Here is a 26968-nt window from a genome sequence, read left to right as displayed (position 1 = left end):
GGACAATGTTTTGCCTTCACTTCCGCTAACGCATGGGCCTTTAGAGAAACGAGATGGAACACGTTCTGGGCAGTCCGCAGCAGTCTAACGGATCCGGCTACAGCGGAACGAAGGTTTTGGTGACCGGAGCCGACGGCTTCATCGGTTCGCACCTCACCGAGCACCTTGTTGCACTGCGCGCCGACGTGACGGCGCTGGCGCAGTACAACTCTTTCGACGCTCATGGCTGGCTCGATGAACTTCCTATTGAGGTGACATCGAAGCTAAAGATCGTCCGCGGCGACGTGCGGGACGCCGCCTTTGTGAGCCGGCTGCTAGCGGAGCAGGATATCGTTTTCCATCTTGCCGCACTTATCTCAATTCCGCATTCCTACATAGCTGCGCAATCCTACGTGGACACGAACATCATTGGGTCGCTTAATGTCCTGGAGGCAGCCCGTGAGCACCAGGTCAGACGCGTGGTGCAGACGTCGACGAGCGAGGTGTACGGCACAGCCATGTCGGTACCCATCAGCGAGGCCCATCCCCTGCAGGGGCAGTCTCCGTATTCTGCCTCCAAGATCGGGGCGGATATGATGGCGGAAGCATACGCCAGGAGCTTCGATGTGCCCGTCGTCGTACTACGGCCCTTCAACACGTTCGGGCCGCGCCAGAGTGAGCGTGCGGTGATCCCGACCATCGTCCGTCAGGTTCTGGATCCAGATGTCAGCACTGTGCGGCTAGGCGATACTTCGACGAGCCGCGATTTCACTTACGTCGCGGATACTGTCGCGGCGTTCCTCGCCATCGGCGCATCACCTGCAATCGAGTTTGGACGTCCTTACAACGCAGGTAGCGGCAAGGCCATCACGATTGGCGAGTTGATCGAGCTTGTCATGACGCTCGCTGATCGCCGCAAACCCATTGAACAGGATGCTGGACGCCTGCGCCCTGCCAATTCCGAAGTTCGCGCTCTGCTGGCGGACAGTGCACGATTCATAAACGCCACCGGTTGGCGCCCCCACGTGGATTTGAGTGAAGGACTCGTTAGCACGATCGCTTACTGGCGCGAACGTTTTGCTGAAAAATCAGTTCGACGAGAGAATACCCATATCGCTTAGCACACAGGGGCCGGACGCGAGTCGCCAGGCGTTTCAATTTTCATCTGGCGAGCGGTGGTCATATTGTTCTGGATGAACGTGGCATCGAGCGTTCGAACCTAGAGCGCGGAATTCGCCGTCTTAAGGATGAAAATTTGTTAGCTTTTCCCCCGCTCCGTCCCATCCTCGTCCGATACAATCGACTGCATCATCGAGTATCAGCCCGAGAACCATATCGAGCGGTTGCGCGGTCAGGCGGTCATTGATCCCAGCGCAGCCGCTTTAGCCTTGACGCTTCCCTTTGATTCCGATGAGATAACCGACAACAACGTAACTCAGACCCGCTGGGCCGCCCCGCTCCGCCAGTCCGGCTAGAACTTCCCTTTGAACCGATCTCCATTCATGGGGCTGGGCAGCACCATCACAGGCGAACGAATCCTATAAGCGGTAGATGATCGGAGGCGACCCGCGAAAGCGGCGTGTCATGGGCTTCGACGGATGAGATCATTCCGTGTCGATTTGCCATGATCCGGTCGAGCGACAGCAGCGGCAGACTCGATGGAAAGGTGGGGACCGCCGGTGGCGCGGGACCGAAAGTCGTGTGCAGCGTATTCAGCGCGGAACGGTTTCCGAGTCGCCATTCGTTCAAATCGCCGAGCAGCAGTGTTGGCTTTTCGTCCGGTCTGTTCATGATTTCGAGCACGACACGGGCCTGTTCGGAGCGCGATCGGCGCAGCAAGCCGAGATGGGCTGCGATAATGCGCAGAGTTCGTTTCTCGTCCAGATCGATTTCGGCAACCAGGGCTCCGCGCGGCTCCAGCCCCGGGAGCTTTATCTGATGGACATTGCGAACGATGCCCCGTTTGAAAAGCAGAACGTTGCCGTGCCAGCCGTGTCCTTTGCCGTTTCCGGACACCGGCACGGGCACCAGGCCTGTTTCCAATTCGAGACGCAGCAGATCCAGAAGGCCGGCACGATCTCCAAAGCGATTGTCCGCTTCCTGCAACGCAATGACATCCGGGCCGATTTCCCGGATGACGCGACCGATTCGTTCGGGATCGAACTTTCTGTCGACGCCCACGCATTTGTGAACGTTGTAAGATGCGACCAGAGTCCCCGCGGGGCGTGCCCCTTCGGACGGCGCAGCCTTCGCCTTCTGCTTTTTTCTGTCGCGAATGGATTTGAGCACACTTGCAGGAAAGCTATGTCCAGTTCTTTGCATGAGTCTGCTGCTCGTCCTCACCACCTTCAAGACTTAGCTTTGTCTCACTCAAACAGGATGTGCAATCGCTGCTTCCTGCCCTGACGAGATGCGGCGCTCGAAAGGAGCGATGGCTGCGTCGCCCGAATTGCCGCGGGCAGAACGAGAAAGCCTCTAAAGGTAGGGCGATCCCAGCCACAACACTCGGTCGAACAGGCGGACGATGAATGGCCGGGCTCTCAAGGTTTCGATCGTTACAGACGTGGCGGAGGCGATTGCCGATCCGATCCGCGCTTCAATCTCCGCGGCAAAGCCTGCATCAAGAACCTCTACATCAATCTCAAAATTCAGCCGCAGGGACCGGGCGTCAAGATTGGAGGATCCTATAAAAGCCCAAACCCCATCGACCGACAGCAGCTTCGAATGATCGAACGAGCCCTGCGTGCGCCATACGCGGCAATAGTGCTTCAGGACCTGATCGAATTGCGCCGTCATCGCCCGGTCAATAAGGAAAAGATTGTTCGTCGCCGGTACCACGATGTCGATCTCGACGCCTCGCCTGGCTGCGGTCGTCAGCGCGCTGATCAGTTCCCGATCCGGCAGGAAATAGGGCGACATGATGCGGATCGATTTGCGGGCGACGGAAAATGCCCCGATCAGCAAGTTGTGGTTCGTTTCGATGCTGGCATCCGGCCCGGATGCAACCGCCCGCGCCAGCATTGGTTGACCGGGAGCCGCGGGAAGCGCGGCCACTTGCCAGGTGTCGCCTTTCAGGAGCTCGCCGCTCACGAAGCGCCAATCTTCGGCGGCAACCGAAAAAAGGTCGGCAACGACCGGCCCGGTGACCTGAAAATGCGTGTCCCTCGCGCTGGAGGAGCCGGCGAACTCGGCTGAGAATCCCTTTCGGATGTTCATCCCTCCGGTGAACGCAATCGTGCCGTCGACGACCAGGATCTTCCGGTGCGTTCTGAGGTTGGCGTAGGGAAGACGCAGGCCCATGACAATGTTGCCGTTGAAGAGGTCTGCTGTGATTCCTGCCTCTCGCAGGCGCCCAAGAATGCTGGGGACGGAGTAACGCGCCCCGACGGCATCGATCAGCACGCGAACGCTGACACCGCGCTGGACGGCTCCGGCGAGAGATTCCACGAAAAGCCGCCCGACATCGTCATTGTCGAAGATGTAGGTCTCGAGCAGGATAGCGCGTTGAGCGCCATCAATCGCTCGGCACATTGCGGCATAGGCCTCGTCACCTGTCTCCAATATCGCAATCGCGTTTCCCGAGGTCAGGGCACGCCGGGCCACCCTGTCGCCCAATGTCTTCAGGCCGGTGAAGCGTTGGCCGTACCGCTCGGCAATCAATTCCTCGGCGGCAAAGTTGCGCTCATGTTTTGCGGAAGCCGCCTCGCTGGAAGGGGGCCGCATGGCGCTGATCGTTGCACGACGAATGCGGTTTATGCCGGCAACGGCGTAGATGATCGCGCCGAGGAATGGCGACAGGAACATCACGCCGACCCAACCTGTGGCGGCGCGGACGTCTTCCTTCGTCATTATGGCGTGGACGATGCCGATGGCCGCCATCACCACCGAAATGATCGCGAGGACCTGGGGCCAATGAGTCATCAAGGTCTGCAACATCGCCAGGACTATCCAGCGAGCGGTTGCAGAACGCAATGCAACTCATCCCCGGGGTCAGACCACGGTAACAAACTGGACAGAGCCGCTGTCGGGTTCGATGGAACGGCCCCGTCGCCGGAGGCCAACAGCCACGAGCGGGCACTACAGGCCTAACTTCTCCCGGAGTGCATCGATGCGTTTAGAGGCTTCCGCCTTGCTGAGGCCGTCAGCATAGGCGTCAGGGTCGTCGGCCTGTTCGGCCAAAGTTTTCAAATAGGAGGCTTGTGCGGGGGTCATGGGATCATCTCCGCTGATCCAATCTTCCGGGTCCTTTTCGACATTTGCCGGTGCCTCGATTTTTGGGTTGTGCCGGTCACCCATGATCAATCTCCCTTGATGATCACCACAATGAGAATGATCATGATTTGTTCCGCCAGATTGGTATGCGCGTCGCGTCCGCCCGCGTAGGCCTCAAATCGGTGAGGACGCCCGTGAGCAGCGATCAGGGCATTGGAGCCGTGCCTGGCTCATAAACGACCCCCAACTCGGGAGTCGGCTTCTTCAAATTTTTTGGCCTTCAGCCATGTGCTCGACAGTCCGCTCCTGTAGCGGCTGTCGGCGCGCTTCGAGATGATTCCATAGAGCCCGATCTTCTCGACGGTGCGGACGAGCGCCAGCGCGCTGCCCTCGAAGTGCTCACTGTATTGGATCTTCCCGAGGCCAGGCTCAACCAGTTGCCATAGCGCCTGCTTGCGCTGCAGCAGCGGCAAGGAGTCTAGATCGCGGCCGTCGAGATGGAGGATATCGAACGCGACGAACACCAGCCGGCTTGGCTCGTTCCAGATCGCGGCTTCCAGCGCAGGGCAATCGGAAGCGCCCTGCTCGCCGGGAACAATGACTTCGCCGTCGAGAATGGCAGTCCGGCATGGCAGATCGACGGCTAATGCAATGGGCCAGTATTTCGGGGTCCAGTCACGGCCGTTCTTGCTGTAAAGACGCAGGCCGGCATTATCGATGATGATCTGGGTTCGATAGCCGTCGAGATTGGCCTCGTGGACCCAGCCCTCATCTTCAGGCGGCCGCTCGACCCGAGTCGGGATTTGCGGCGGAAGAAACTCCAGCCGGCCGCCATTGACCTTGGCACGCTTACTCAATGACGCCACCTTTGACCGCGCAGCGGCGGCTAATCGGCACAGGCAGCACGACATCACCCCAACATGATGCCTGCCACCTGTGCCGAGCCCCCGCCAAGCCGCCGAGCCCCCGCCAAGCATTGCAAGCATCTACGCACGAGGCCGATCTGTCGTTAGCTTTGCATCCTAATACTTATCCTGGCGTACATATCTTGCTCGGCGAGGCGCTCTTGCACCGTTCCCGACCGGCTAATTGCTGTCCGAGATCGTCGCCAGCCTACGCAGCCCTTTGCTGGTGAGATAATCCGGGATAGAGCGGTTCGTCATTTCAAGGAACCGCAGAACCGCTATATCTCTTTGTTTCTTGACTTGGCAAACATACGACTCGCGGTCTCAACAAGTGTCTTATGCTGCGTAGTTGCAATGTATGCTCCGCTGTGATGCGCGGCGACATCGATGAACAGTCGGTTGATAAATCGGGGATCGGCTATAACGAAAATATTCTGGTCCATGAGGCGGCGGTTCCCCGCCCTGTTTTAAGCTCGCCCCACTTCAACCATTCCCGATCCTGTACTCAGCTTCCGAGCGCTTTGAGCCAATGTTCAAAGGAAGAGGCCTCCTCGTGTCCGGCATGCGAAACAGAGTGGGCGGGGCGCGGTAACACCACGGAGCTTCGGACTTCGCGGGGGCTGTAGCCGAATTCCTTGCTAAAAGCTCGGCTGAAATTAGCCGCTGAACTAAACCCGACGGCTTCGGCAATATTAACAATGCGCCGGCTGTCCGCCGGATCGCTAAGCGCAACATGGGCTGCCAGAAGTCGGCGGCTTTGTATGTAGTGGAGAACACCACCGCTCGGTTCGAACAACTGATAAAGACGAGAGCGCGAGACGCCGAGCGCCCGGCACATTGAATCCGGCGTCAGATGAGCCGCATCCAGATTGTTGTGGACGTATCGACGGGCTCGCTCCATCAGCGCGACACTCACCAATTGTTCGGTGGCCGCGGCATGTTCCGCCGGGGGCGAGAGGCAGGCAATGATCATGCTGCGTGTTGCGTGCACGATGCGAGGCAGATCGTCAGCCGTGAGACTGCCCAGTCTTGCTTCGATGTTCTTGAGGTAGTCGAGCAAAAGGTTGGCAAAGTTGCCGGACAGAATTGAATTATTCTTTGCGTCCAGGGTTGCCGCCGCATCGGCGAACAAATCACGCGGCAAATAGAGAAAGAGACTTTGGGATTCCGTTGCCCTCCCCCGAAACGGGTAGCCAAGCGATCTAATCTCCAATTTGCCCGGCTGGTTTTCCGCTACGCGGCGATCGACCTCCGTCCACGACCGGCCAGTATGCGGCAAAGCGATATACCAGTGATCGATCGAGCTGGACCGAAGCTTCGCAGCAGAACGCATATAACTATGTGCCGGTGCGCGCTGTTGAACGATCAGCATGCCACCGAGGTTCCAAGCCGTGTGGTCGGCGGGAAAGCCATCGTCGAGCGATTTGTCATCCGGCAACTTGATCTCGACAAGCGGAGCCATATGCGCCTGCCAGGCGACGAATTGATCCTCTGGCGCCAGTTCGAGCGTCGAAAAGGGCAAAGGTTCGAGCGCCGGCGCAAGTGACGGGGCAGCCTCATTGTCAGGTTGAGCTTCGCGCGGCCAACGACGTCGATCGCGCTCAAGCGCCTGCCTCGCAAGCGCCTTGTCCTGCCTCTTAGCGTCCATCGCGTGGTGCCGTATCCGATTCCGCTATGCCCATCGCCACCGCAATCATGTGGTGTATCACAGCCATCTGGCAATAGCAGCGGAACGCGAGTCCACAGAGAGCCATCACGCTTGGTTACAGCAAGAAAATGCATTCCGAGATAAGTTTCTGGATGCGACGATAACGACACTCTTCAACGTGGTGCGTATAGAGTCTGGCACGGTGAAAGCGTAGTTGAGGAGGCAACGAAATGAACGCAAACCTCAAAACAGAAGCTCGTCGCAAGATAATTCTTGATGGATATTTTAATAACGAACCGTTGAAAGATATTGCAGCCAAGGTCGAATGCTCACTGGCGAGTTTGAAAGTCACCGCCAGTAAACTCGGTTGCACACGAACTCCGAAAGAGGCGGCGGAATTTCGGCGAGGATTTCATGTCCAAGAACAAAAACTGCGGGATTACCGCCAACTTATGATTGCTGGACAGTATAGAGCTCGCGAGTGCGCGCTGATTTTGGGACTATTGAAAGACCAATTATCGGTCAGCGAGTAAACTTACTCCAATCACGCCTCAGCGGTTCAACGGCAAAAAAGTCCGCCGCAAACACTGGCAACAGGCCCTGAAAGGTTCGCACAGATGCTGCGTCGGCGTTTCAATCGCACCTGCCTCAGCCCTCATGATCTGGCTATTTGCGAACGCGTGTTCGATCAGGTTTGCGCAGATGAACACATGGACTCTTCAAGCCGGGATGCCGAGGCCTTAGCGGTGGCGATTGTCGCAATCTTCCGAAACATTACGACCAAGGAGCGCGAACTGCTGGATGAATTGAGGTCTCTTCGTCTCTCAAAGGGCGCAGAGAAGGCGCACTAGCTTGGCGGCTTTCCCTGACGAGTTGTTCTAGTCCCGCGTTGGCACAGCCGGATTCGCATCTGCATTGCCCCATTGAGTCCCGCCAGAGTGTAGCCACAGCGCTTGCGAAGGAGATGGAAATGGGTTTAGCCCAAGACTTGTCTGATGTTGCGCTCACATTCGATTGTCCGAATTGCTCGCATCCGGCGGTAAGGAAGGGCTCTGCGCTAAGAACGATCGCGCACTTCAGATGCGACGGGTGCAACGCCAAGGTACGGATCACCTATCCGCAGAAGCTAGCGATCTTCGAAAAGTACAGGCTACTAGCCGCCCGAGGGACATTGCGATAAGGCGATCCGGAAACGCGTCGCCAATGGCGGTGACGCGGACCAGATGCAAAAGGTCGATGCCCTAGTGGGTCTCGCTAAAGAAATGGCCCACCGGCAACTGGCCGGGTTAGAAAGCCCGGCAGATAAAGCGTGGTCGTGGTTGTGGTCGTGGAGGTCTCGCCCGAAGTTCCGCTCGTCGTCTGGGCAAAGGAAAGGCCGGCGGAAAGCGCCAACACGGCCGAGGTCAAAACGATTCGTTTCGTATTCCTTTCTCCTGTCTTAAGCGCACGACGCGCTCACAAACCAGCATGCGGACAGAAGGAATGTTCCACTGATGGGGCTCACCCTCGGAATCGTTCCGCGTGCCAGTGGATCTTGCCGTCAGGCCGGCGTGATCGTGAGATCCTCGTTTACTCGAACATGATCCGAGAGGTTCCTCTTTCTGCGATCGACATTCTCCGAGCTTCTTGGATCCGCTCGGCCTGTTGTTTGGTATAGGGACCCATCGGCCGGGTCTTTTCATGGCCGCGGCGAACCCGACAGTACCAGTGGCCGCTGTCAGAGAAGATCTCAACCGAGGTCGGTGCATCGTTGGCCGCCGCCTTGGCGACCTCGCTGATGAATTTCACGACCTTTGAATGGTGCCGGGCGGGTGCAACCGTGCGCAAACCACTGGTGACGCTAAGTTCCTGCTGCACTGGGGACATGGTCGAACTCCTGTCGGTCATTTGCTTGCGCTCCCTCCCACCGGCGCTGCGCAGCATTCAGCGCAGAGCTGGGTGGATAATCTCGAAGCCTATTGCTCTGACTAGCTATCTAGCAAACGAAATTGATTGACATTTAAACGCAATTTTTATGCTATATGTTTTATGGACATTGAACTCGCCCGGACTTTCATCGAGATCGTTTCGACAGGGAGTTTCATTCGGGCATCGGAGCGCTTGAATGTCGCCCAGACGACCGTAAGCGCACGGATTCGCAACCTCGAGCAGCAATTGGGCCGCGCGCTTTTTGTTCGCCACAAAGGCGGAGCTTCTCTCACCCCGGCCGGTGAGCAATTTCTGCGCCACGCGCCGATGTTCGTCCAACTATGGCAACGCACCCTTCACCAGGTTGCCGTGCCCCCGGGACGTCGAGCTGTTCTGACGGTCGGCAGTGAAGTCAGCCTAGCGCAACCTCTTCTGCTCGATTGGGTCCGATGGATGCGCGGGTCGCTTCAGGATATTGCACTTCGAGTACACGTCGATGTGCCGAAGGATTTGATCAATCAGGTCGCGTCAGGAATGGTCGACTTGGCTATCATGTACGCGCCCCCCCACAGACCGGGTTTGAAGATCGATCTGCTTCTGGAGGAAAAACTCGTCCTCGTGACGACCAATTCCGACGCGCGCCTCCTGGACGAATCCGATTATGTTTATATGGATTGGGGGCCGGATTTTGAACTTCACCATGGGATGAATTTCCCGAGTGCTGCGCCGGATCTTTCTTTCGATCTCGGTCCGCTCGCACTGAGCTATGTTCTTGCGACTGGCGGCTCCGGATATTTCAGGATGAGTTCTGTGCGGCCTCACATGGAGGCCGGCCGGCTGCACCTTGTGCCTGAAATGCCGCAGTTCTCCTATCCGGTTTACGCGGTGCAATCCGCAAGTGCGGACGAGAGCGTGGTAGGTCCTGCCCTGGCAGGATTGCATTCCGTCGCGAGCGCCGACATCAAATTGTAGGAGTTGTTGGGCGTCTAAAGGTCCGCTTGGATTGACGGGAACAGAAGGTCGACCGTTGTTCCAATCCCTCGCTCACTCTTTATCCGGATCCGACCACCAACCATTTGCGCCAATGCCTGCACTTGCAACATCCCTATCCCGGTGCCCTTCTCACCCTTCGTCGTGAAGAAAGGATCAAATACCTTTCGCAAGACTTCCGGAGCCATGCCGCAACCATCGTCCTTGACGCGAACGCATGCGTAGGTTTCGGGCCCGGGCAGGTCAGGCGTCGGGGCCGTCTGCACCAATCGCTCAGTGGTGACGCGGATCTCCCCGCCACTTGGCATCGCATCTCGTGCGTTCATTACGAGATTAAGCACTGCAGAGTCGAACAGCGCCGGGTCGATCAAGCAGTTCGGGATATCGGAACCAAGCTCCAGCTTGACGCGGACATCGGGGCCTGCGCCATATCTCAGGAAAGGCTCAAAAGACCTGAGGAATTCATTCAAATTGCCAGCGTGGATTTCGAGTTCCTGATGTTTTGCGAAGGCCAGTACCAGTGACGTCAGTTCGATACCTCGATCGAGTCCCTGCCGCGCTGCAGCAATGTAGGTCCTCACGCTTTCGGGCTCCTCGGCTCTTATTTCGGCAAGCCTCAGGCCGGATCCGATGGCTGCCAGGAGGTTTCTGAAATCATGGGCAATACCGCCAGTCATCTCGCCTAAGACGGCAAGCCGATGTGTGGCACGCTCACGTTGTTGGGCTGCGGCCCGAGCACCGAGAGGCATATCTACCTGACGCTCGTTGCGCTTCGCTCGTGTTTCATTATCGTATGGAAACGCGCTGCCGGTCATGATGGTCGCCCCTATCAATCATTGACGACAAACGGGAAACTCGGGCTCCCATTCGCATCGTCGTTTGGGTTCTCCTGTTGCTGGTGTCATGCATCCTGCACGCATGCCTAGGCGCGCCGCACGATCCCTTTCGTCATGATGTCTTCGACCATCGGAAAGGCCTTGACGGCCTCTTCCGGTAGGTCTCCCTTCGCTCCGGTTAGCTCCGTCCAGTCATGCGCCTCGGGCTCGCCGACGACGATACGACCGACCATTCCAGCATGCTCATGCGGAATGCAGTAATAATCATAGACCCCTTGCTCGGTGAAAGTAACCGAAAAGCTTTCGTTGGGCAGTAGATAGTCAGAATCCCAAGATTTTGCCGCTTTGGGCATGCGGAGCGGCCGCTCGAAGTTTGTGGGATTGTATGCCGTCGTCGTGTGCGAATTGCCGGGATTGAGATTGGTCCAGCGGATCGTCTGTCCTGGTTTGATCAGAATGCCTATCGGGTCGAACCAGACGTGTGAACCGTCGTCGCGCCCTTGCATCTTGACTTCGATCATCTCGCCACCCAACACGGCCAGAGAAGAGAGGGAAAGGGCGGCGGCGAGCCCGCCGCCAGCGCCCAGTATCTCACGACGCGTCAGTGTCATTTGGCGACCTGTGCCTCGTCAGCCGCCGAAACATGCCACAGCACGACATGGACATGCGGCTCTTCTACCCCCGGATGGCCGGCATTGTAGTAGACGTCCACATGGTCGACATTGCCGCCGGGTGAAGCGAGGTCGTCAAAACGCTTGTCCGGATTGAGGTCTTTGATCGGCAGCATGTAAATCGTGCTGACAAGCTCGCCATCGTGGTCATAGGCAAGGAATGGTCCGGCAGGCAATGTCGTCGGATCGACGAAAAGTTGGCCCATGCCCGGCAGGAAGTCGGGCAGTTTCACAAGCTTGCTGACCTGTTCGTAAGGAGCGGCTGGCGGAGCTTTGGTGACCTCATTCGCCGCCATGGCGCAAAGCGAACTGCCCACTGTCAAGGCAACTGCGAGGACGAGTTTTTTCATCACGGCATCTCCTGGTTGAAATAAAAATTGCAACGGCTGAAGATCTGGAAGTCCGTCTAAAAATTCGATTTTCACTTTCTGACACGGCATGTTCGCGCCCAGCTAGCAAGCAGGAGACTGTTCTGTTCGTCAAACGAAAATAACTGGCATTTAAAAGCATTATTTCTGCTAGTCAGGCCCGTACCTGTTTTGCTTGATTTCAAAAAATCTTCCACTACCTCTGAATTGCTATGAATACTTTCAGCCTCAATTTCCGGCGGGAGCCTAAACGCCTCAAAACGGGCCATCAGCCCGGACGCGAGAGAGTTCGCGTCCGGGACAGCCAGCCTCATCTCCACTCCTCAGTCCACTGAGAATTCTGTCCTGCTTGACCAGTGCGGCTGAACGCTCATTTGCGATCGCGTCTGGATCGACACGGAGGTTGACCCTGATGATCTCCCCCATCCTGTCAGAAGAAGACATTTCGCTTGATCTTGTGACGAAGGGAAAGCAATCGGCCTTGTCAAAAATTGCGATCAGGATTGCTCGGAGAAATGGGCTTGACGAGCAGATGGTTATCCGTGGTCTTTTCGACCGTGAGTGTCTCGGCTCGACGGGCATGGGTCGTGGCGTCGCCATCCCCCACGCTCTGCTCGGTATGATCTCTTCGCCTGCCGCGTCTTTGACACGTTTGGCTCAGCCCATCGATTTCGACGGCCCGGACGACGATCCCGTCGACCTCATTTACACTATACTTTGGCCGGCCTCTGCCACGTCCGCCTTCCTCCCTGCCCTTTCCCAAATATGCCGGCTGCTTCGGGCATCTCAGGTTCGGGCGCGACTCCGACAGGCACGGACATCCGATGAGGCGTTGGCGATTCTCGAAGCTAAGCCGGTTCCGGCAATTTCCACCAATTTGCATACTTGCTGCTTCGAGCCTGGCGTTCTGGTGTCCAGGTACTTGAGCCATGCCTAGATCCCATTTGCCAGCGTGCGCGAACCAGTGCGAGTTGGAGAAGGTTGGATCTCAGTTGCTCTCCCTCCGCCACTGCACCCTGCCCCAACATTCTCTGCCTCGGTTCGATGGCGCACGAACCGCGCAGAACCGCGGGGCTTTCAATCTAAGCTGCCAACTGCGCTGCCGGCCTCCCGGGCTGAATGGGCGTGCTCTGGCTCAACATTCTCCGAAGCTCTCAACTTCGCGCTTTTGGTTCTTTCAATTCGAACAATTTCAATTTTTGCGGTGCGCCAGCAGCCTGATGGTTGGGTGAACTCCCGCTAGCGAATGCATCTGAAAAAAACTTCTTCGCGACCGCAGCTGAATGACCGTTTCGCCGCCCAAGAGCGGTCGTCGCCGAACCACTACTCAGACGTCGCGTTTGGGTTCACGACAGCGGACTGGCAGCTTCCAGCTGCCGATCTTCAAGAGCGGACATTCAGTCCGGTGTCAGCATTGTCGTGACCTGTGAAGGGTTGCGGACGCCGGCCATCCACGTGGTGCTTGGCTCCGGGGCCGGCGTCCGGAAGCCGGAATTGAGCGAAGGCGCTGTGCTCATTCAGACCGTCGTGACCGCCGAAGAACTGCAGGCGCCCAGCAGCATGGGCGTCGGCGAGCTTCGACAGGAAGAGCCGTCGGAACAACTTCGACAGCACGCGCACGGGCAGGAAGAAGCCCGGCCTGCAATGCACCCAGCGCTCGCCGTCGAGCGAGATACCGCCACCGGGCACGATCATGTGCACATGCGGGTGATGGGTCATCGCCGAGCCCCAGCTGTGGAGCACGGCGGTGATGCCGATGCGCGCGCCGAGGTGCTTTGGATCGGCCGCGATCGTGAGCAGCGCCTCGGAGGCGGCGCGGAACAAAGGTCGTAGATCACGGCCTTGTTGTAGTAGGCGATGTCGGCAATCTCGGCCGGCAGCGTGAACACGACGTGGAAGTAGCCGACCGGCAAGAGATCGGCCTGGCGCGCGGCGAGCCAGTCCCGTGCCGCCGCGCTCTGGCATTTGGGGCAGTGCCGGTTCCGGCAGCTGTTATAGGCGATGCGGCTGTGGCCGCAGTCCTCGCAAGCCTCGACATGGCCGCCGAGGGCAGCGGTACGGCAGCTCTCGATCGCCGACATCTGGCCGAGGCTGAGATGACCGGCATGCGCCGCGCGCCAGGCGGCGCCATTGGCGATGGAAGATGTCGGCGACCTCCAGTGACGGGCGGCTCACCGCCGCGGCGTCATCTGTCCGGTCGCGTCTCGTCCTCCGTCAGCAGCTTGATCCGGTCGAGTGGGCTCATCACGGTGCGGATCGTGTTGGTGGCGACGCGGGCATAGAGCGCCGTGGTGTCGAGCTTGGCGTGCCCGAGCAGGACCTGGATGATGCGGATATCGATGTCCTGCTCCAGGAGATGGGTGGCGAAGCTGTGGCGCAACGTGTGCGGCGCCACCCGTTTCCTGATCTCGGCCGCCTCCGCAGCGGCATGAACAGCGCGGTTCAGCTGGCGGCTGGAGAGCGGTATGACCGGATTGCGTCCTGGGAACAGCCAGCCCCGCGGCACATCACGCCGCGGCGCTTGCCCTCCCGCCACCAGGCGCGCAGCAGTTTGAGCAGATGCGGCGACAGCATGGCGTGGCGATCCTTGCGGCCCTTGCCTTGTTCGACGCGGATCAGCATGCGTGCCAAGTCGATGTCGGTCACCTTGAGCGCCGCCACCTCGGAAAACCCGCGGCCCGGCGCCATAGGCCGTGCCGAGCGCCGCATTGTATTTCGGCCCCGGCGCCGCTTCGAGCAGCCGCGCTACCTCCTCGGCGCTCAGCACCAGCGGCAGCTTGCGTGGCTGGTGGTCTATCGCGAGACGACGAGAGAGATCGGGTCGATCGAGCGTGACGGTGAAGAAGAAGCGCAGCGCCGAAACCGAGCTGTTGATGCCCGGCGGCCGCATGCCGCTCTCGGTCTGGTGCACTTGGAAACGGCGGAGATCCTCAGCCGTTGCCGCGTCGGGCGAGCGGCCGATGAACGCCGCAAATCTCTTCACGCAGCGGATGTAGTTACGGCGCGTGTCCTCGGTGAAGCCACGCACGTTCATGTCTTCGATCATGCGCTCGCGAAGCGCGCTGCCGGACGGATGCGAAGGGATGGTCATCGGATTCTCCTCTCAAGCTGAAGGTTGACCCTTCATGCTCGGAGGCCGATGCCTGTCCGTCACCCCTCGTCGATTACAACCTCACCGGCGCTGCCGATAAACCAGCAAGCCTCGAACCCGCGCCCTCCCGCGCGAGCGGGTTCGTTGTGTGACCCCTAATGGTCATTCCGGAGGCGAGATTGCAGGTCCGAATCGGATTGAGAAAACGGACGTTCGGCCACGCTATCTGCGCCGACCGTCGCGCCACCCCGCTGGCGAGGCGTCGTGAGCCTCTTGGAACCCCGACTGAAGGCCGCCTCCGCCGGCCTACAACGTAAGCATACGGTGAAGGCCGCCTTGTCGCCTTAGGAAGAACATTGCAAGTCCGGGGAATATCCTGGGAGGTGTCCTATGACGATTGCGCGTGGAAGTGATCACCTCGGGGCAGCGCCGGCGGCGCTCGTCGCGGGCGGAGAAGGAGCGGCTGGTTGGCGGCGACGTTCGAGCCCGACGTGACGGTATCGGAGGATTCGCAGTACCGTGTGCCGGCTACGTCAACCGATTTGCGACATCTCCAAGATTTCTCGTAAAGCGTTGGGGATAACCGCACTGACCCCATTTGCAGCGGAATCGGTGTCCATTATCCTTCCGTTAACAAATGGACGATTTGATCTTGGTGGGGGGTCAACCGCGAAAATGTTGCGAGAACGAGGAGCCCATCAATGGCTGCGATTGCTCTTCCTGGCGATTGGACCGAACAGTACAAGGGATCGAAGCTGAACCTCTCCGGGTTCAAGCTCTCCTTTTCTGACGAGTTCAACACGCTTGATGTCGTGCCGAACAACGGCACCGGCAAGTGGTTCGCGCCTGTGCATGCCCCCTATGGGGCCGCCACGTTCATGTCGCCGGTGGGGGCAACGAATCCGTTCTCCGTCTCTGACGGGAAGCTGACCATTACCATGAAGCAGGTGGACGGCGCCTGGCAGTCGGGAACGATGCAAACGGTTAACAGCGCCGGCCAGGGTTTCGCGCAAGAGTACGGGTACTTCGAGATGCGCGCAGCCTTTCACGGCGGGGCGGGAGCCTGGCCGGCTTTCTGGATGCTGTCGCCCGATCAGACTGTGCCACGCGTCGAGGTCGACATCGTTGAAGCGTATGGGGGCGATCCCGATGGTCATCACCAGGCGGTGCATTTGCGCAATAAGGAAAGCCACGCTTGGGAAAGCAACTATACGGGCCTCCCCGGTTCGATGTTCGACGGGGCGTTTCACACCTACGGCGCGAGGATCACGACGGACTGGATCACCGTGTACTATGACGGCAAGGAGCTGAGCCGCTTTCCAATGAGCGAGTCCTTCCGCACGCCGCTCTATATGCTGGCCTCGCTTGCCATGAATCCCCTTGAGGTCGAGCGGGCGTCCGGCACCTACAAGATGGTCATCGACTACGTGCGCGCCTATGCCGCGCCGGGCGTGATGGAGCAGCACCTGACCGGGACGGATGCGGCGGATATCCTGAACGGCGGCAGCTTTGATGACGTTCTGAACGGCGGAGCCGGTGCTGACAAAATGTCCGGCGGTTTCGGCAACGATACCTACCGCGTCGACAACGCATTCGACGTAGTCATCGAGGCTGACGGCGCCGGCATCGATGTGGTCATCACGTCGATGACGTATTCGCTGTCCGGCCAGCAAATAGAGCAGCTCACACTCACCGGCGTTGCCGACATCGACGCGATGGGTAACGAACTCGACAACACGCTGGTCGGCAACGCTGGCAGCAACCTGCTCGACGGCGGAGTCGGAATCGACAAGATGGAGGGCGGCGCAGGCAACGATACCTACTATGTCGACAATGCGCTCGACCGCGTGGTCGAGGGCGATGCGGCGGGCAAAGATTGGGTGTTCAGCTCGAGCACCTATTCACTACCATCCTATGTCGAAAATCTGACTCTCATCGGCCTTGCCGCTATCGATGGTCGCGGCAATTCTTCCGACAATGAGCTGACCGGGAACAATGGGAACAACACGCTGGTCGGCCTTGCCGGCAACGACACCATAAGGGGCGGGGCGGGTAGCGACCGGTTAGCGGGCTATGATGGCGCCGACCTTCTCGATGGCGGGACCGGGGCCGACCAGATGAATGGCGGAGCCGGCAACGATACCTATTATGTGGACAATGCACTGGACAACGTCATCGACGAAGCGGGCCTCGACCAGATTTTCAGCTTGGTCACGTACTCACTGGCGGTCGATCGCCGGCCGGTAGAAAATCTGCGTCTGACCGGAAACGCCAACGTCGGAGCCACGGGAAATTCCCTCGACAACGTCCTCGACGGCAACGACAGCGACAACAAACTGGACGGCGGCCGAGGCAATGATACCGTGCTTGGGCGGGGTGGCAACGATGCACTAATGGGCGGCCTGGGCATTGACCGGCTTACTGGTGGCGCCGGCAACGATTTCTTCGTTTTCAGCGCGCCGCTCTCAGTGGCCAACCGCGACATCATCACGGATTTCAACCATACGGCCGATGCATTCAGGCTCCAGAATTCGGTAATGCAGGGGCTTGGAGCCACCACGGGAGCCCTCGAGCCGAGCTACTTCTTCGCTGGGACTAGCGCGCACGACGCCGACGACCACATCATCTATGACAAGGTTACGGGTGCGTTGTTTTACGATTCCAACGGAAACGTCGCAGGCGGCGTGACACAGCTCGCGACGCTGACGAACAGGCCGACGCTGCTGGCCGACGATTTTTTCGTGATCTGATCCGACACCTACAGCGGTGCGCGTGAAAAAGCGATCAAGCGCACCGTTGTAACTTCTTGTTTGCGCATCGCTTTGTTCGAAAAACCGGTGACTTCTTTTTCGAGGGATGCTCTAAATTAGTTCTACTGCGTCATAAACTGTGTTGGGTGTCACCCCGGCATTCGTCACAGTCCGCAGTTGGCCGGGCGCCGAAGGATACGCTTCACGGGACACTTTCTTTTCCGACGCGCTCTCCGGCCGCAGAAGTCTCAACTTTGCCAATGGTGAACCTCTGACCCTGAGCGGTTATCGCGGAGCGCATTCCGGGCCACAACCGGGCCGGACGGATAGCGGCAAGCTTGAAGCTGGCGATGTTCTTTCGCCCCGCCCCAGCTATACGGTCGGCGGCGAATAGGCTGGCTTTGGCGAAACTCGGTGGTTATTATCCTTGCGCTTTGTGAGTTGTGGCCAAACTCCGTTTCTAACCTCCACAAACGATGAAGCTCGGCCATCGTGCCGCGCTGCTCAGTCTCCTTTGACACGCGCGGTGAACGGCGAGCGACCGCACCCCTAAAGTTTGGAAAGACTGCTCCAGAACAAAGACTGCTCCAGATTGGTATCGAGTTCGTGGCGTCGCCCGCGCAAGCGGGTTGCGCCGACGTATCTTGCACGGCAAGCTGCCTCGAAGCACTCCAGCGATCGCACGTGGCTGCTCCAATGAGGCTATTCTGGATCTTCAGGTTCTGGCGTTCCTTCTCAGCCGCTGGCCTGCTGATCGGAACACTCTTCTTTGCGGCCTCGCTCACCCCTACCCTGCTTCCACGCACGTTTGTGACGCAAGGCGTTCTATCCGGATGCTCTTTCGCGGCCGGATATGGGCTTGGCGTGTTCGGGCGCTGGCTGGCCGACTATCTGGAGTTGCCCAAGCCCACCGGCCGCATCTTGCAGGCCATCAAACTCGTCGCTGCGGCCACCTGCATTCTGGTTGCCGTCGCGTTTCTCTGCCAGGCTTCGGAATGGCAAAATTCGATCCGGCAGCTCATGAGGCTCGAGCCGGTAGACACTGCGCACCCCCTGAAGATCGGTCTGATCGCGTTGCTGACCTTCGTGCTCTTGATCCTCTTGGCGCGATTGTTTCAGGTCACGTTCCTGTTCACCTCGCGAATGCTTGGCCGGATCGTGCCGAAACGCGTGTCATACGTGATCGGCATTGCCGCTGCGGCTGCGTTATTCTGGACAGTGGTCAACGGCGTTTTCTTCAGGGTTGCGCTCCATGCCGCGGATTCGTCCTTCCAGGCATTCGATGAGCTGATCGAGCCCGAGACCCAACAGCCTGCCGACCCCAGCAAGACCGGAAGCGATACCTCGCTGATCGAGTGGGATGAGCTAGGAAGGGCGGGACGGGAGTTCATCGCGACCGGGCCGACGAGCAAGGATTTAAGCTCGTTCCTGGGCATGGATGCGCGTGAGCCGATCCGCGTCTATGTCGGATTGCGGTCTGCGGAGACGGCCGAGGAGCGCGCAAAGCTCGCCCTCGAGGAGCTCAAGCGCGTCGGCGGATTCGATCGCTCGGTGCTGATCGTGGTGATGCCGACAGGCACCGGTTGGATAGACCCTGCTGCAATGGACACCGTCGAATATCTCCACGGCGGCGACGTCGCGAGCGTCGCCATGCAGTATCCGTATCTCACAAGCTGGCTGTCTCTCCTGGTCGAGCCCGGCTATGGCGCCGAGGCCGCTCGTAACCTTTTTTGCGGAAATCTACAGCCATTGGGCCAAGCTCCCGAAGGAAAGTCGCCCCAGGCTCTATTTGCATGGGCTGAGCCTTGGCGCCTTGAGCTCCAAGCAATCCGCCGAGTTGTTCGAAGTGATCGGCGACCCGTATCAGGGGACTTTGGAGCGGCCCGCCATTTCCGAGCAGGATCTGGCGTTCCGTCACCGACGACCGCGAGCGAGGATCGCCAGCCTGGCTGCCACGCTTCAGGGACGGGTCGTATGTGCGGTTCACGAGCCAGGAGAACGGCCTGGCGATCCCGGACGCACATTGGGGACCGATGCGGATCGTCTATCTTCAATATGCGAGCGACCCGGTGACGTTCTTCGACTACCGGTCCCTGTACCGACAGCCGGAATGGATGGCGGGGCCGCGCGGTTCCGACGTGTCTCCCGAGCTCAAATGGTATCCGGTCGTGACGCTTCTCCAGCTCACCGTCGACATGGCGATGGCCACAACGGCCCCGATGGGCTACGGGCATGTCTATGCGCCGGAGCATTACATCGATGCCTGGATCGAAGTGACTGATGTTCGGGGATGGACCGCGGAGCAGATCAACCGGCTGAAGCTGGAATTTTCGCGACGGCGGTGAAGGGGCGCGGCTGGCGAAGGCCAAGTTCGCGGTGCGATCGGGCTGGTCTATCTCTTCTCCGGTATCAAGGTCGATTTCGACCTGACGGCGCGCGACATCCTGCTCGTCTACTTCTTCACCGTGATCGGCCTCAACGCCCACGTCGGCGATCTCGCAAGGGTCGGCAGGCCGCTGCCGACGTGGTTCTCAGTGCCCGGAGAGGACAAGCGTCTGTACCGGAAGGAGCAGCGCCTGAATTCGAAGGATGACGGCGTGCACGACCCCGACCGTGTCTATGACGTGGAAAAACAGCCATTTCGAGGTGCTCAGTCCTTCTTCGGACAGCCGGTCGTGATTGTTGGTATACGCATTGGCAATACAGCTGCTTCCCGGCGGAACGCCTTCGAACCCACCCTGGAAAAGCGGTTCCAGAAAGACGGTGATCGTCCCGGGCCTGATCACTTGCTGAGCGTCGATCAGTTGATCCGACGCGCGCACCTGGCCGGTTGCGATAAGATCCTGCACCTCGGTCACAACCATCGGGATGATGGTCATCGGCATGGAGATGCAGGTGGCCTCGGCAACCATGCCTACCTTCATGACCTGCGCCTCCAACTGGCCGAAGCCCGCCACAAGCGCCCGCCTGCCTGCCTCCGCGGGAACCAGCACTCCCGCGGGCCGCATGATAGGATTGACTATATCTCCCTTGCGCAGCGTGAACTGCTCGAGCGTTCCGTCCACTCCCGCATAGACGACCGTCTTGTCCAGTTCGACCTGCGCCTGGGCAAGTGCTGCCTCGGCGCTGGCTTTCTGCGCCGGCAGTACCGAAGCGATCTGGGCTTCGACGGACTGCTTGCTGGCCAGGACGGCAGACACCGCGGCCAGGCGACCATCGACGATATTCTGAAGTTTCTCGATCTCCCGTTGCGCAACCGTACCGGAGTTTCGCCTCTGAAGTTCGGTTCTGGTCGCGAGTTCGTCCACGGCCTGCTGATAGGCGCTCCGCGCTTCCTGGATCCGGGCATCGGCCGTCACCAACTCGGTCTTCGCCAACTCCAGCGCCGCATCTATCTCCGACACACGCAGCCGCGCAGTTTCAAGCGCGGCTTTCTGGGTCGAACTGTCGAGCTTGAAGAGCTGCTGTCCCGATTTCACCTTTTCCCCGAGACCCACATAGACCTCTTCAACGCGGCCGGAGCCTTCGGGAAGAATGGGCACCGTGCGAAAGAAAGAAACGGCGCTGGTTGTCGATGGATGGTAATAAAGGATCAGCGTCAGCAGCACGATGGTGAGTCCCAGGCAGGCGGTTATGCCATAACGGAGTTCATACCACACCGAATAGAGCGTGATCTCACGTCCGATCCTCTTTCCCTGGACAAAACGCCGGACGAGAAAATCGGGCAGGATCGTCACGACTGAGCATAGCAGTAACTCGATCATGGCCGGCGCTCCTCGTTTGCTGGAACACGGTGTTGGTCGTCGGGCGGCGTGGATGGAGCCTCGAGCTCCACAACCCGCACCTGGGAAAATGGCGCGTCGTTCACCGACAGCGGCGATCCCGCAGCAATTGCTTCCGGCGCAGATGCTGCAGGTGCGGGCGCCTGGCGCCTGTCGGCGGCCATCCTGGAAAGCGATTCAGCCATGGTGGACAACGGCGTCCAGAAGTCGGGAATGGGAACGATCGCAAGCAGCAATGCCGCAACCCAGAACACATTGATGTGAGTGAACAGCGCGAGCAACGCCAGAACCGCCACCAACTGAAACTGGACCTGGCTGGCCCCATGCGCGATGCGCTCAGGCAGCGAATGGAGCCAGAAATACAGGCTGCCAAGCATCATGAGCAGTGCGATGATGAATATTACCGTTCCGGTGAAGAGAACATCGGTCTCTCCCGGAGCCACAATAAAGCCCGGCAGATGATGGGGTGCTAGGGGATGCATCGCTTCGGACATTGCCATCACTCCAAAATATCAGGCGCTGCCTGATGATCGCCGCTTCCTGTTCGCCACCCTGTGCGGTCTGGGCGGCTTTCTGCTGGGCAAGCCTGACGACGGACTGGTGGCCGGGCTTGGCCATGAATGCGAAGCTCAATTCCATACCACCTCTTCTGCCACAGCGCAGGGTTTTGCCGATCGACTCGAAAATAACCCGGCTTTTGATCCATTTCTCTCAGTCGCCCACGACCTGCCACGTATCGTCCGGATTGAAGCGGTCGATGTATTTGACGATCTGCTCGGTGGCTGGCCCGAGATCCGCCTCGTAGACGACGCCGTGCTGGTTGACGGCGAAGGTTTTTGCGCCCGTCTCGCCATATTTGGCCGGCCAAGCGATGAGGCCAAAGCCGGCGATCATGTTGCCGTTGATGACGTAGTCATAGGCGCCGCCGGCGATCTGGTCGCCCTGGCCGGTCAGGATCTTGTACTTGTAGCCGAAATAGCCTTCGCCCTTGGCCGCGTCCTCTAGTTCGGCCTGATCGATGTTGCCGTCAGCCGGGCTCTCACCGTTGATGTCGTCGGTCGGCCAGTAGAGCCCGTCGGTCGCGCCTTCCGAGCTGATCAGTTTCTGCGCGAACTCCTCCACGCCATCCTCGTCGCGGTCCTGCGACGCATAGTCCTCTTGCGCATCGACATAGGCGCGCATCGTCTCGATCGCGGTGAGCTCGTTTTCGCCGACATACCGGTTCACGATCTCTTCGAGCCCGGCATAGGTGTCGAAAGCCCACTTGCCGTCCTCGCCCTTGACGAGCGGAAACGGCAGCGGCCACAGCTTGTCGCCGATCTGCAGCGTGCGGCGGTCGCCCTCGCCATCGAGGACAAGCTGCTTGGCCACACCCTCCTTGATCGCCGCCAGTGTCTCCTCCGCGTTCTCGTCAGCTTTCAGCTTTTTCGCATCGAGGCCGAGAAGGGCCGCAACCGCACCGTTGCCGGCGTCGTTCAGGGCCTTCTTGAACGCCTCGACAGCCGCTTCCGGCGTGTCGAAGACGGGCGGCTCGGCAGCGGCCACGAAGGCGGTGATCTCCGGCGCCTCCGACGCATCCTGTGCGGCGGCTGGCTGCGAGACAGCGATGCCCACTGCAAGCGCCACGGCGCAGACAGAGTGGAGAAGGATCGTATGCAAAAGTCCCGTGTGACGGGTGGTGCTGAACATCAGTGTCATGGTCCTGTCCTCCCCGTTCCGTTAACGCCGGCGTCCGCCGCCGCTGCGCTTGATCTGCTTGTGGCCGCCACCACGGCTGCCGCCACCCATGGATTGATGGCCGCGGTTGGAGCTGACCTTGGTCACCTTGCCGCGATCGACGTTGCCAAGCCCCGACGGTTTCTTCGGCCGATTGTCGACCCTTGCCGCCGGTTTCGGCTTGCCGGCCGGGCGGTTGATCTTTGCCGGTTTGGCGGTTTGGCGGTTGGCGGTGGGGCGGTCGGCGACGGCGGGCCTGGCTTCTGGACGGTTGACGTTCGGCCGATTGCCCGGCCTGTTTGCCGCCTGACCGCCTTGGCCCTTCAGCCCGTCGAGCGTGCTCTTGCGGATGTCTCTCGTTGCAGCCGTCTTGCCCGGCACCCTGTTGGCGAGCTTGTCGTTCTTCTTGATGTCGCGGGCGCGGTCGCGGATGGCGTTGTCGCCATTCTTCTCGATCCGGTTCTTGATGTTGTTCCGGTCGAACTTGTTGAACTGGTTGCGGTCGATGTTGATCTTGCTGCGATCGATGTTCTTCCAGTCGACGTCGTTCAAGTTGATCTTGCCGTTGAAGTCGCGGTTGTTGAAGCAATTGTTGCAATCGATGTTGATGTCGTTGCCGTTCCAGCGGCCGCCCCATACGCCCCAGTCGTTCCAGTCGACGGCGGCGGCCCAGATGGCGCCGGTCACCGCCCCGGCGAAAAAGGTCGCTCCCGGATACCAGTAATAGGGGTAAGGATCGGGATAATAGCGGATCGGTTCCCACACGTAACCCGGCTCATAAAACATCTGCGGCGGATATTGCGGGACGTAGATCACTTCGGAGCTCGCCGACTTGATGACAAAATTGTCGTTCTCCTTGACCACCTGGATCTTGTCGTCGGTCTTGATCACGCCCTTGGCGACCGCCTCGTCTCGCAGCTGCTGGATGGCAACCAGCACGTCCTTCTGCTGGTAGGCAATGGCGTCGCCGAGCGTCTGCGTCCATTCGAGGTCGTCGCTCATCATCTTGACGATGTCCGGATAGTTGAGCAGCGACACTACCGAGCCGTCCCAGCTCTCCTTGGGCTTCAGGCTCTTGTCCTTCTCGTACCGCTCGAGAAAGCGCGCCGCCTCGACGATCTCTAGCGGATAGAGCGCTGCGGCCGTGATCACCGCGATCAGTTCGTCCGGATAGAGCGCAATGCGCGCAACCAGGACCTCCATCTCGTCGGCGCTCAGCGGCTCCGGCGAAGTCGTCGCATCACCCGAAGCGTCAGCCGCCGCGACCTGTTCTTGTGCAACGGCAGGATGCGCCGAGCCAGGCCCGGCAAGCAGCAGCGCCAGCGCCGCCGCGCCGACCTTCAACATATCATTGCCCGTCATGCTTCGATCCTCCCTGTCTGTCTCTGTTCCGGCAGGCTTTGCGCCGGGCGTTTTTGGCAGTGTTCGTCACGTTCTGCGTGCAATGCAGCGGAAACCTAAATGGCACGTCGACGTGTCGACGGGCTGCGCCATCCGCGCGGCCGGGCGGTAGCGCCGGCAATAGTTGGGCGCGCAAAGATGCGATCCGCCTTTCATCACCTTGCGCGGGATTCTGATCTGCGGCTGCCGTGGATCGAGGCTGTCGTCCCGTTTGGCACCGCGGGGGTTGTCAACCGTGCAGCACGGGCTGTCGATCTTGCCGTGTTCCTGGTACCAGTCCGTGGTCCACTGCCAGACATTGCCAGCCATGTCGTAGAGGCCGTAGCCATTGGCGGCAAAGGAGGCGACGGGTGACGTCCCCTCGTAGCCGTCCTCGCAGAGATTCTGCCATGGGAACTCACCTTGCCAGGTATTGGCCATGTGTCGGCCATCGGGTGCCATTTCATCGCCCCAGACAAATTCGGCCGCGTCGAGCCCGCCCCGCGCCGCGAATTCCCACTCGGCCTCGGTGGGCAATTCCTTGCCCGCCCACGATGCGTAGGCTTCGGCATCCTCAAAGTTCACATGCACGACCGGATGGTCGGCCAGCCGCTTGATCGAACTCGCCGGCCCGCGCGGATGGCGCCAATTGGCGCCGCGCACGTAGACCCACCAATTGTAGTGATCGCGAAGATCGACACGCTGTTTGGCCTTGCTGAACACCACCGACGACGGCGCCAGCATGTCCGGCTTCGCTCCGGGATAATCGTCGGGATTTACCGGACGTTCGGCCGAGGTGACGTAACCAGTTGCATCGACGAACCGAGCAAACTCGCGGTTGGTGACGGTGCAGGCGTCCATCCAGAAGCCGCCCACTGTCACCCTATGCGCCGGCGCCTCCTCGGGATAGTGCTTGTTCGATCCCATGAGGAATGTACCGCCGGGAATCCAGACCATGTTCAGGAATGGCTCTTCCACCTGTGTAGATTGAGCCTGGCGTTCCACAACTTGACGCATCGTCTTGCTCCGAATCCTTACTTCTCGAAGGCGAACACCCGGTTCCAATCCTTCTTCATATCGACAACCGTCCAACCAGAATCGGCTGCAGCGTCGAGGCCCTTGTCGAGGCGGCCGATGTGCGACTGGCGGTCGTAGGCCCATTCGCGCTCCGCGTCGGTGTGGTGCACGTAAAGGCAAAAGTGCGGGCCAGGTCCCGAGCATGTCCATTGCAGCATCTGCAGGTCGCCGTCCGAATTGCCAAACGCCGCGATTGGCCGGCGACCGATGTGCTGGTGGATGCCAACAGGCTTGCCCGCCTTGTCGTCAATGAAGTTGATTTCCGGCAACCGCATGAGCACCGGCGTTCCGTCGCGCATCTCGAACTTGGTCTTGCCACTGCTGCCGACGACCTGTTCGGGCGGTATGCCGTAGACCTTCTCCGTCCAGGGACGCATGAAATCGATGCCGCCGCCGGAGACGATGAAAGTCTTGAAACCGTTGGCGCGAAGATACGCGAACAGCTCCAGCATCGGCTGGTAGACCATCTCGGTGTAGAGCCGGCCGCTCTTTGGGTGTTTGGCGGTGGTAATCCATTCGCGAACGATCTGGTCGAATTCCACTGTTGTCATACCGGAGTGCGTGGTCATGACGATCTCCACGATCGCCGGCTCGCCGCCTGAGAGTGCAGCTTTCACGTCGCCCTTGAGCAACGAGGCAAAGGGCTCCTTGTCCTTCCACTCCGGATGCTGCGGGGCCATTGCCTTGACCCGATCGAGTGCGAACAGGAGCTGGAAGTACAGCGGCTGCTCGCCCCACAGCGTGCCGTCATTGTCGAAGACGGCGACGCGCTCTGCTTCGGGCACGAAGTCTGCCGCGCCTTCCGCAGTTACACGTTCGACGAAGGCGACGATCGCCTGCTTGGCCTGGACATCGTTCCAGGAAGGTAACTGATCGGCGCCCTGCGCAGTGGCAGAGGCAGCGGCCCCCAGCAACAGGAGGATGGACACCAGGTAGCGCTTCGCGGCGCAAGCAAGATTGGTCATGGCTTGATGTCTCCTGTAGGTCAGCGCCCATCAGGAGCGCCATCATCAAAAAGCGATCACTGGTAAGGGTGATCGCTCGGGTTCGTTGGACCTGACTCTCTCGCGGCAGCTGCCAAATCGGCTGACCGAGGTCCGTCGCGGCGTTCGAGCAGCAGCGTCCAGAGCCTGCCTTCGCCAAGGGCGACATTCAGTTCCCTGGACGCCAAATAGGGGATCAATATCAGCAGCATGATCAGGCTTGTCGCCAGCGTCTGAGGCAGCTTGGCGCCTCCGAACTCAGCGAGCGCGGCGGCGACCGATCGCCCATGAATCAAACCGACGACGACTTCCTCGATGACCGAGAGAACGAGAAGCAGGATCAGATAGAGCAAGGCCTTGTAGGCTATGACGTAGGCGATTCTTCCTCCTCCGCGCCGGTCGCCCAATCGAATCATCTGCCCGAGCATTATGAACTTCGCCAGGATCAGTGCCTTGATGGCCGCCAGGCCTGATGGCAGATAGCTGATGCCCTCCTCGCCAAGGATCGCTGCCTTGTAGAGAACGAGCGCACCAAAGCAGACGAATAGATACAAGGACAGGAGCGCGTACTCGCGCAGCTCGTTCTTTGCCCTCTGAGCAATGGTCTCGGTCGAGGGATTGTTGTTCGCGACTGCCATTGACCTGCTTCCGAGTTGGCTTGGAGGCCGCGCC

General features: G+C 59.6%; 22 protein-coding genes and 3 pseudogenes. 7 read left to right on the top strand and 18 right to left on the bottom strand.

The genetic code is table 11. From position 1 onward, the window contains the following. Positions 1-53 precede the first annotated feature (53 nt). Complete coding sequence (locus tag BLT09_RS04515; protein ID WP_091591044.1) at positions 54-1100, top strand: SDR family NAD(P)-dependent oxidoreductase; 1047 nt, start codon at positions 54-56, stop codon at positions 1098-1100. Positions 1101-1500: 400 nt separating this feature from the next. On the opposite strand, the gene BLT09_RS04510 is transcribed toward BLT09_RS04515, so the two are convergent. The 5 genes from BLT09_RS04510 to BLT09_RS04490 all read right to left on the bottom strand — a co-directional run bounded on the left by BLT09_RS04510 (position 1501) and on the right by BLT09_RS04490 (position 6744). Beyond that, positions 1501-2301: an endonuclease/exonuclease/phosphatase family protein gene (locus tag BLT09_RS04510; RefSeq protein ID WP_027153963.1), complete on the bottom strand. Its 801-nt coding sequence runs from the start codon at positions 2299-2301 to the stop codon at positions 1501-1503. Between the two features lie 153 nt (positions 2302-2454). Beyond that, complete coding sequence (locus BLT09_RS04505) at positions 2455-3915, bottom strand: phospholipase D-like domain-containing protein (protein ID WP_091591043.1); 1461 nt, start codon at positions 3913-3915, stop codon at positions 2455-2457. 141 nt (positions 3916-4056) lie between these two features. Next, positions 4057-4275, bottom strand: a complete 219-nt coding sequence (locus BLT09_RS04500) for a DUF3072 domain-containing protein (protein WP_091591041.1) — start codon at positions 4273-4275, stop codon at positions 4057-4059. A gap of 146 nt (positions 4276-4421) precedes the next feature. Further along, on the bottom strand, positions 4422-5057 hold the full coding sequence (locus tag BLT09_RS04495; RefSeq protein WP_244529053.1) for an ATP-dependent DNA ligase: 636 nt from the start codon (positions 5055-5057) through the stop codon (positions 4422-4424). Positions 5058-5601: 544 nt separating this feature from the next. Then, a complete protein-coding gene (locus BLT09_RS04490; protein WP_091591037.1) occupies positions 5602-6744 on the bottom strand; it encodes a helix-turn-helix domain-containing protein in 1143 nt (380 codons plus the stop codon). A gap of 230 nt (positions 6745-6974) precedes the next feature. Between BLT09_RS04490 and BLT09_RS33460 the strand changes: the two genes are divergently transcribed. Then, positions 6975-7277: a hypothetical protein gene (locus BLT09_RS33460; RefSeq protein WP_139172502.1), complete on the top strand. Its 303-nt coding sequence runs from the start codon at positions 6975-6977 to the stop codon at positions 7275-7277. A gap of 84 nt (positions 7278-7361) precedes the next feature. Then, positions 7362-7595 (top strand): hypothetical protein, encoded by a 234-nt coding sequence (locus BLT09_RS33455; protein ID WP_023801795.1) that lies wholly within the window; start codon positions 7362-7364, stop codon positions 7593-7595. A gap of 718 nt (positions 7596-8313) precedes the next feature. On the opposite strand, the gene BLT09_RS04480 is transcribed toward BLT09_RS33455, so the two are convergent. Then, positions 8314-8631: a hypothetical protein gene (locus BLT09_RS04480; protein ID WP_139172500.1), complete on the bottom strand. Its 318-nt coding sequence runs from the start codon at positions 8629-8631 to the stop codon at positions 8314-8316. A 141-nt stretch (positions 8632-8772) separates the two neighbouring features. On the opposite strand from BLT09_RS04480, the gene BLT09_RS04475 reads away from it, so the two are divergent. Further along, positions 8773-9624 carry a LysR family transcriptional regulator gene (locus BLT09_RS04475; protein ID WP_091591033.1) on the top strand — a complete coding sequence of 284 codons (852 nt, stop codon included), beginning with the start codon at positions 8773-8775 and terminating at the stop codon, positions 9622-9624. Between the two features lie 14 nt (positions 9625-9638). On the opposite strand, the gene BLT09_RS04470 is transcribed toward BLT09_RS04475, so the two are convergent. From BLT09_RS04470 to BLT09_RS04460, 3 genes are all read right to left on the bottom strand, one after another. Beyond that, entirely contained in the window at positions 9639-10457 is an 819-nt protein-coding gene (locus BLT09_RS04470; protein WP_091591032.1) for an ATP-binding protein, read from the bottom strand. A 107-nt stretch (positions 10458-10564) separates the two neighbouring features. Continuing rightward, the gene (locus BLT09_RS04465) at positions 10565-11089 is read right to left on the bottom strand and encodes a plastocyanin/azurin family copper-binding protein (RefSeq protein WP_167366336.1); all 525 of its coding nucleotides are present in this window, start codon (positions 11087-11089) and stop codon (positions 10565-10567) included. Further along, positions 11086-11499: a DUF5602 domain-containing protein gene (locus BLT09_RS04460; protein ID WP_027153955.1), complete on the bottom strand. Its 414-nt coding sequence runs from the start codon at positions 11497-11499 to the stop codon at positions 11086-11088. The genes BLT09_RS04465 and BLT09_RS04460 overlap by 4 nt, the downstream gene beginning before the upstream one ends. Positions 11500-11929: 430 nt before the next feature. Here BLT09_RS04460 and BLT09_RS04455 point away from each other — a divergent pair, with 430 nt between their 5' ends. Next, entirely contained in the window at positions 11930-12454 is a 525-nt protein-coding gene (locus BLT09_RS04455; protein WP_091591030.1) for a PTS sugar transporter subunit IIA, read from the top strand. Positions 12455-12999: 545 nt separating this feature from the next. Here the strand turns inward: BLT09_RS04455 and BLT09_RS04450 are convergent. Both BLT09_RS04450 and BLT09_RS04445 read right to left on the bottom strand, forming a co-directional pair. Then, a pseudogene (locus tag BLT09_RS04450) lies at positions 13000-13692 on the bottom strand (IS91 family transposase); the annotation flags it as partial. Between the two features lie 10 nt (positions 13693-13702). Next, a pseudogene (locus tag BLT09_RS04445) lies at positions 13703-14608 on the bottom strand (tyrosine-type recombinase/integrase). A 701-nt stretch (positions 14609-15309) separates the two neighbouring features. Here BLT09_RS04445 and BLT09_RS04440 point away from each other — a divergent pair. Together BLT09_RS04440 and BLT09_RS04435 are read left to right on the top strand one after the other, a co-directional pair. Further along, positions 15310-17358, top strand: a complete 2049-nt coding sequence (locus BLT09_RS04440; protein ID WP_091591029.1) for a family 16 glycosylhydrolase — start codon at positions 15310-15312, stop codon at positions 17356-17358. Between the two features lie 696 nt (positions 17359-18054). After that, positions 18055-19703, top strand: a pseudogene (locus BLT09_RS04435) (alpha/beta hydrolase). 186 nt (positions 19704-19889) lie between these two features. Here the strand turns inward: BLT09_RS04435 and BLT09_RS04430 are convergent. From BLT09_RS04430 to BLT09_RS04400, 7 genes are all read right to left on the bottom strand, one after another. Next, a complete protein-coding gene (locus BLT09_RS04430) occupies positions 19890-21122 on the bottom strand; it encodes an HlyD family secretion protein (protein ID WP_091591027.1) in 1233 nt (410 codons plus the stop codon). Then, the gene (locus tag BLT09_RS04425) at positions 21119-21634 is read right to left on the bottom strand and encodes a hypothetical protein (protein ID WP_208602475.1); all 516 of its coding nucleotides are present in this window, start codon (positions 21632-21634) and stop codon (positions 21119-21121) included. Before BLT09_RS04425 ends, BLT09_RS04430 begins: the two co-directional genes overlap by 4 nt. 217 nt (positions 21635-21851) lie before the next feature. Continuing rightward, positions 21852-22838 (bottom strand): DUF2950 domain-containing protein, encoded by a 987-nt coding sequence (locus BLT09_RS04420; protein ID WP_236473409.1) that lies wholly within the window; start codon positions 22836-22838, stop codon positions 21852-21854. A 21-nt stretch (positions 22839-22859) separates the two neighbouring features. Continuing rightward, entirely contained in the window at positions 22860-24218 is a 1359-nt protein-coding gene (locus BLT09_RS04415; protein WP_236473410.1) for a DUF3300 domain-containing protein, read from the bottom strand. 66 nt (positions 24219-24284) lie between these two features. Continuing rightward, positions 24285-25253 carry a formylglycine-generating enzyme family protein gene (locus BLT09_RS04410; RefSeq protein ID WP_091591026.1) on the bottom strand — a complete coding sequence of 323 codons (969 nt, stop codon included), beginning with the start codon at positions 25251-25253 and terminating at the stop codon, positions 24285-24287. 17 nt (positions 25254-25270) lie between these two features. Beyond that, complete coding sequence (locus tag BLT09_RS04405; protein WP_091591023.1) at positions 25271-26278, bottom strand: HAD family hydrolase; 1008 nt, start codon at positions 26276-26278, stop codon at positions 25271-25273. Positions 26279-26334: 56 nt separating this feature from the next. Continuing rightward, positions 26335-26934, bottom strand: a complete 600-nt coding sequence (locus tag BLT09_RS04400) for a hypothetical protein (protein WP_236473411.1) — start codon at positions 26932-26934, stop codon at positions 26335-26337. Between the last annotated feature and the right edge of the window lie 34 nt (positions 26935-26968).

It is taken from the genome of Mesorhizobium muleiense (assembly GCF_900099905.1).
Classification (GTDB): domain Bacteria; phylum Pseudomonadota; class Alphaproteobacteria; order Rhizobiales; family Rhizobiaceae; genus Mesorhizobium; species Mesorhizobium muleiense.
The sequence above is the reverse complement of the archived record's forward strand: the minus strand, read 5'-3'. Positions and strand labels throughout refer to the sequence as shown.

Excerpts from the sequence above, each read along its gene's own strand:
- BLT09_RS04490 (WP_091591037.1), bottom strand. The coding sequence starts at position 6,744 with ATGGACGCTAAGAGGCAGGACAAGGCGCTTGCGAGGCAGGCGCTTGAG.
- BLT09_RS04515 (WP_091591044.1), top strand. The coding sequence starts at position 54 with ATGGAACACGTTCTGGGCAGTCCGCAGCAGTCTAACGGATCCGGCTAC.
- BLT09_RS04410 (WP_091591026.1), bottom strand. The coding sequence starts at position 25,253 with ATGCGTCAAGTTGTGGAACGCCAGGCTCAATCTACACAGGTGGAAGAG.
- BLT09_RS04500 (WP_091591041.1), bottom strand. The coding sequence starts at position 4,275 with ATGGGTGACCGGCACAACCCAAAAATCGAGGCACCGGCAAATGTCGAA.
- BLT09_RS04405 (WP_091591023.1), bottom strand. The coding sequence starts at position 26,278 with ATGACCAATCTTGCTTGCGCCGCGAAGCGCTACCTGGTGTCCATCCTC.
- BLT09_RS04470 (WP_091591032.1), bottom strand. The coding sequence starts at position 10,457 with ATGACCGGCAGCGCGTTTCCATACGATAATGAAACACGAGCGAAGCGC.
- BLT09_RS04505 (WP_091591043.1), bottom strand. The coding sequence starts at position 3,915 with ATGTTGCAGACCTTGATGACTCATTGGCCCCAGGTCCTCGCGATCATT.
- BLT09_RS04475 (WP_091591033.1), top strand. The coding sequence starts at position 8,773 with ATGGACATTGAACTCGCCCGGACTTTCATCGAGATCGTTTCGACAGGG.
- BLT09_RS04420 (WP_236473409.1), bottom strand. The coding sequence starts at position 22,838 with ATGACACTGATGTTCAGCACCACCCGTCACACGGGACTTTTGCATACG.
- BLT09_RS33460 (WP_139172502.1), top strand. The coding sequence starts at position 6,975 with ATGAACGCAAACCTCAAAACAGAAGCTCGTCGCAAGATAATTCTTGAT.
- BLT09_RS04460 (WP_027153955.1), bottom strand. The coding sequence starts at position 11,499 with ATGAAAAAACTCGTCCTCGCAGTTGCCTTGACAGTGGGCAGTTCGCTT.
- BLT09_RS04440 (WP_091591029.1), top strand. The coding sequence starts at position 15,310 with ATGGCTGCGATTGCTCTTCCTGGCGATTGGACCGAACAGTACAAGGGA.
- BLT09_RS04425 (WP_208602475.1), bottom strand. The coding sequence starts at position 21,634 with ATGTCCGAAGCGATGCATCCCCTAGCACCCCATCATCTGCCGGGCTTT.
- BLT09_RS04415 (WP_236473410.1), bottom strand. The coding sequence starts at position 24,218 with ATGACGGGCAATGATATGTTGAAGGTCGGCGCGGCGGCGCTGGCGCTG.
- BLT09_RS04455 (WP_091591030.1), top strand. The coding sequence starts at position 11,930 with ATGATCTCCCCCATCCTGTCAGAAGAAGACATTTCGCTTGATCTTGTG.
- BLT09_RS04480 (WP_139172500.1), bottom strand. The coding sequence starts at position 8,631 with ATGACCGACAGGAGTTCGACCATGTCCCCAGTGCAGCAGGAACTTAGC.
- BLT09_RS04465 (WP_167366336.1), bottom strand. The coding sequence starts at position 11,089 with ATGACACTGACGCGTCGTGAGATACTGGGCGCTGGCGGCGGGCTCGCC.
- BLT09_RS33455 (WP_023801795.1), top strand. The coding sequence starts at position 7,362 with ATGCTGCGTCGGCGTTTCAATCGCACCTGCCTCAGCCCTCATGATCTG.
- BLT09_RS04510 (WP_027153963.1), bottom strand. The coding sequence starts at position 2,301 with ATGCAAAGAACTGGACATAGCTTTCCTGCAAGTGTGCTCAAATCCATT.
- BLT09_RS04400 (WP_236473411.1), bottom strand. The coding sequence starts at position 26,934 with ATGGCAGTCGCGAACAACAATCCCTCGACCGAGACCATTGCTCAGAGG.
- BLT09_RS04430 (WP_091591027.1), bottom strand. The coding sequence starts at position 21,122 with ATGATCGAGTTACTGCTATGCTCAGTCGTGACGATCCTGCCCGATTTT.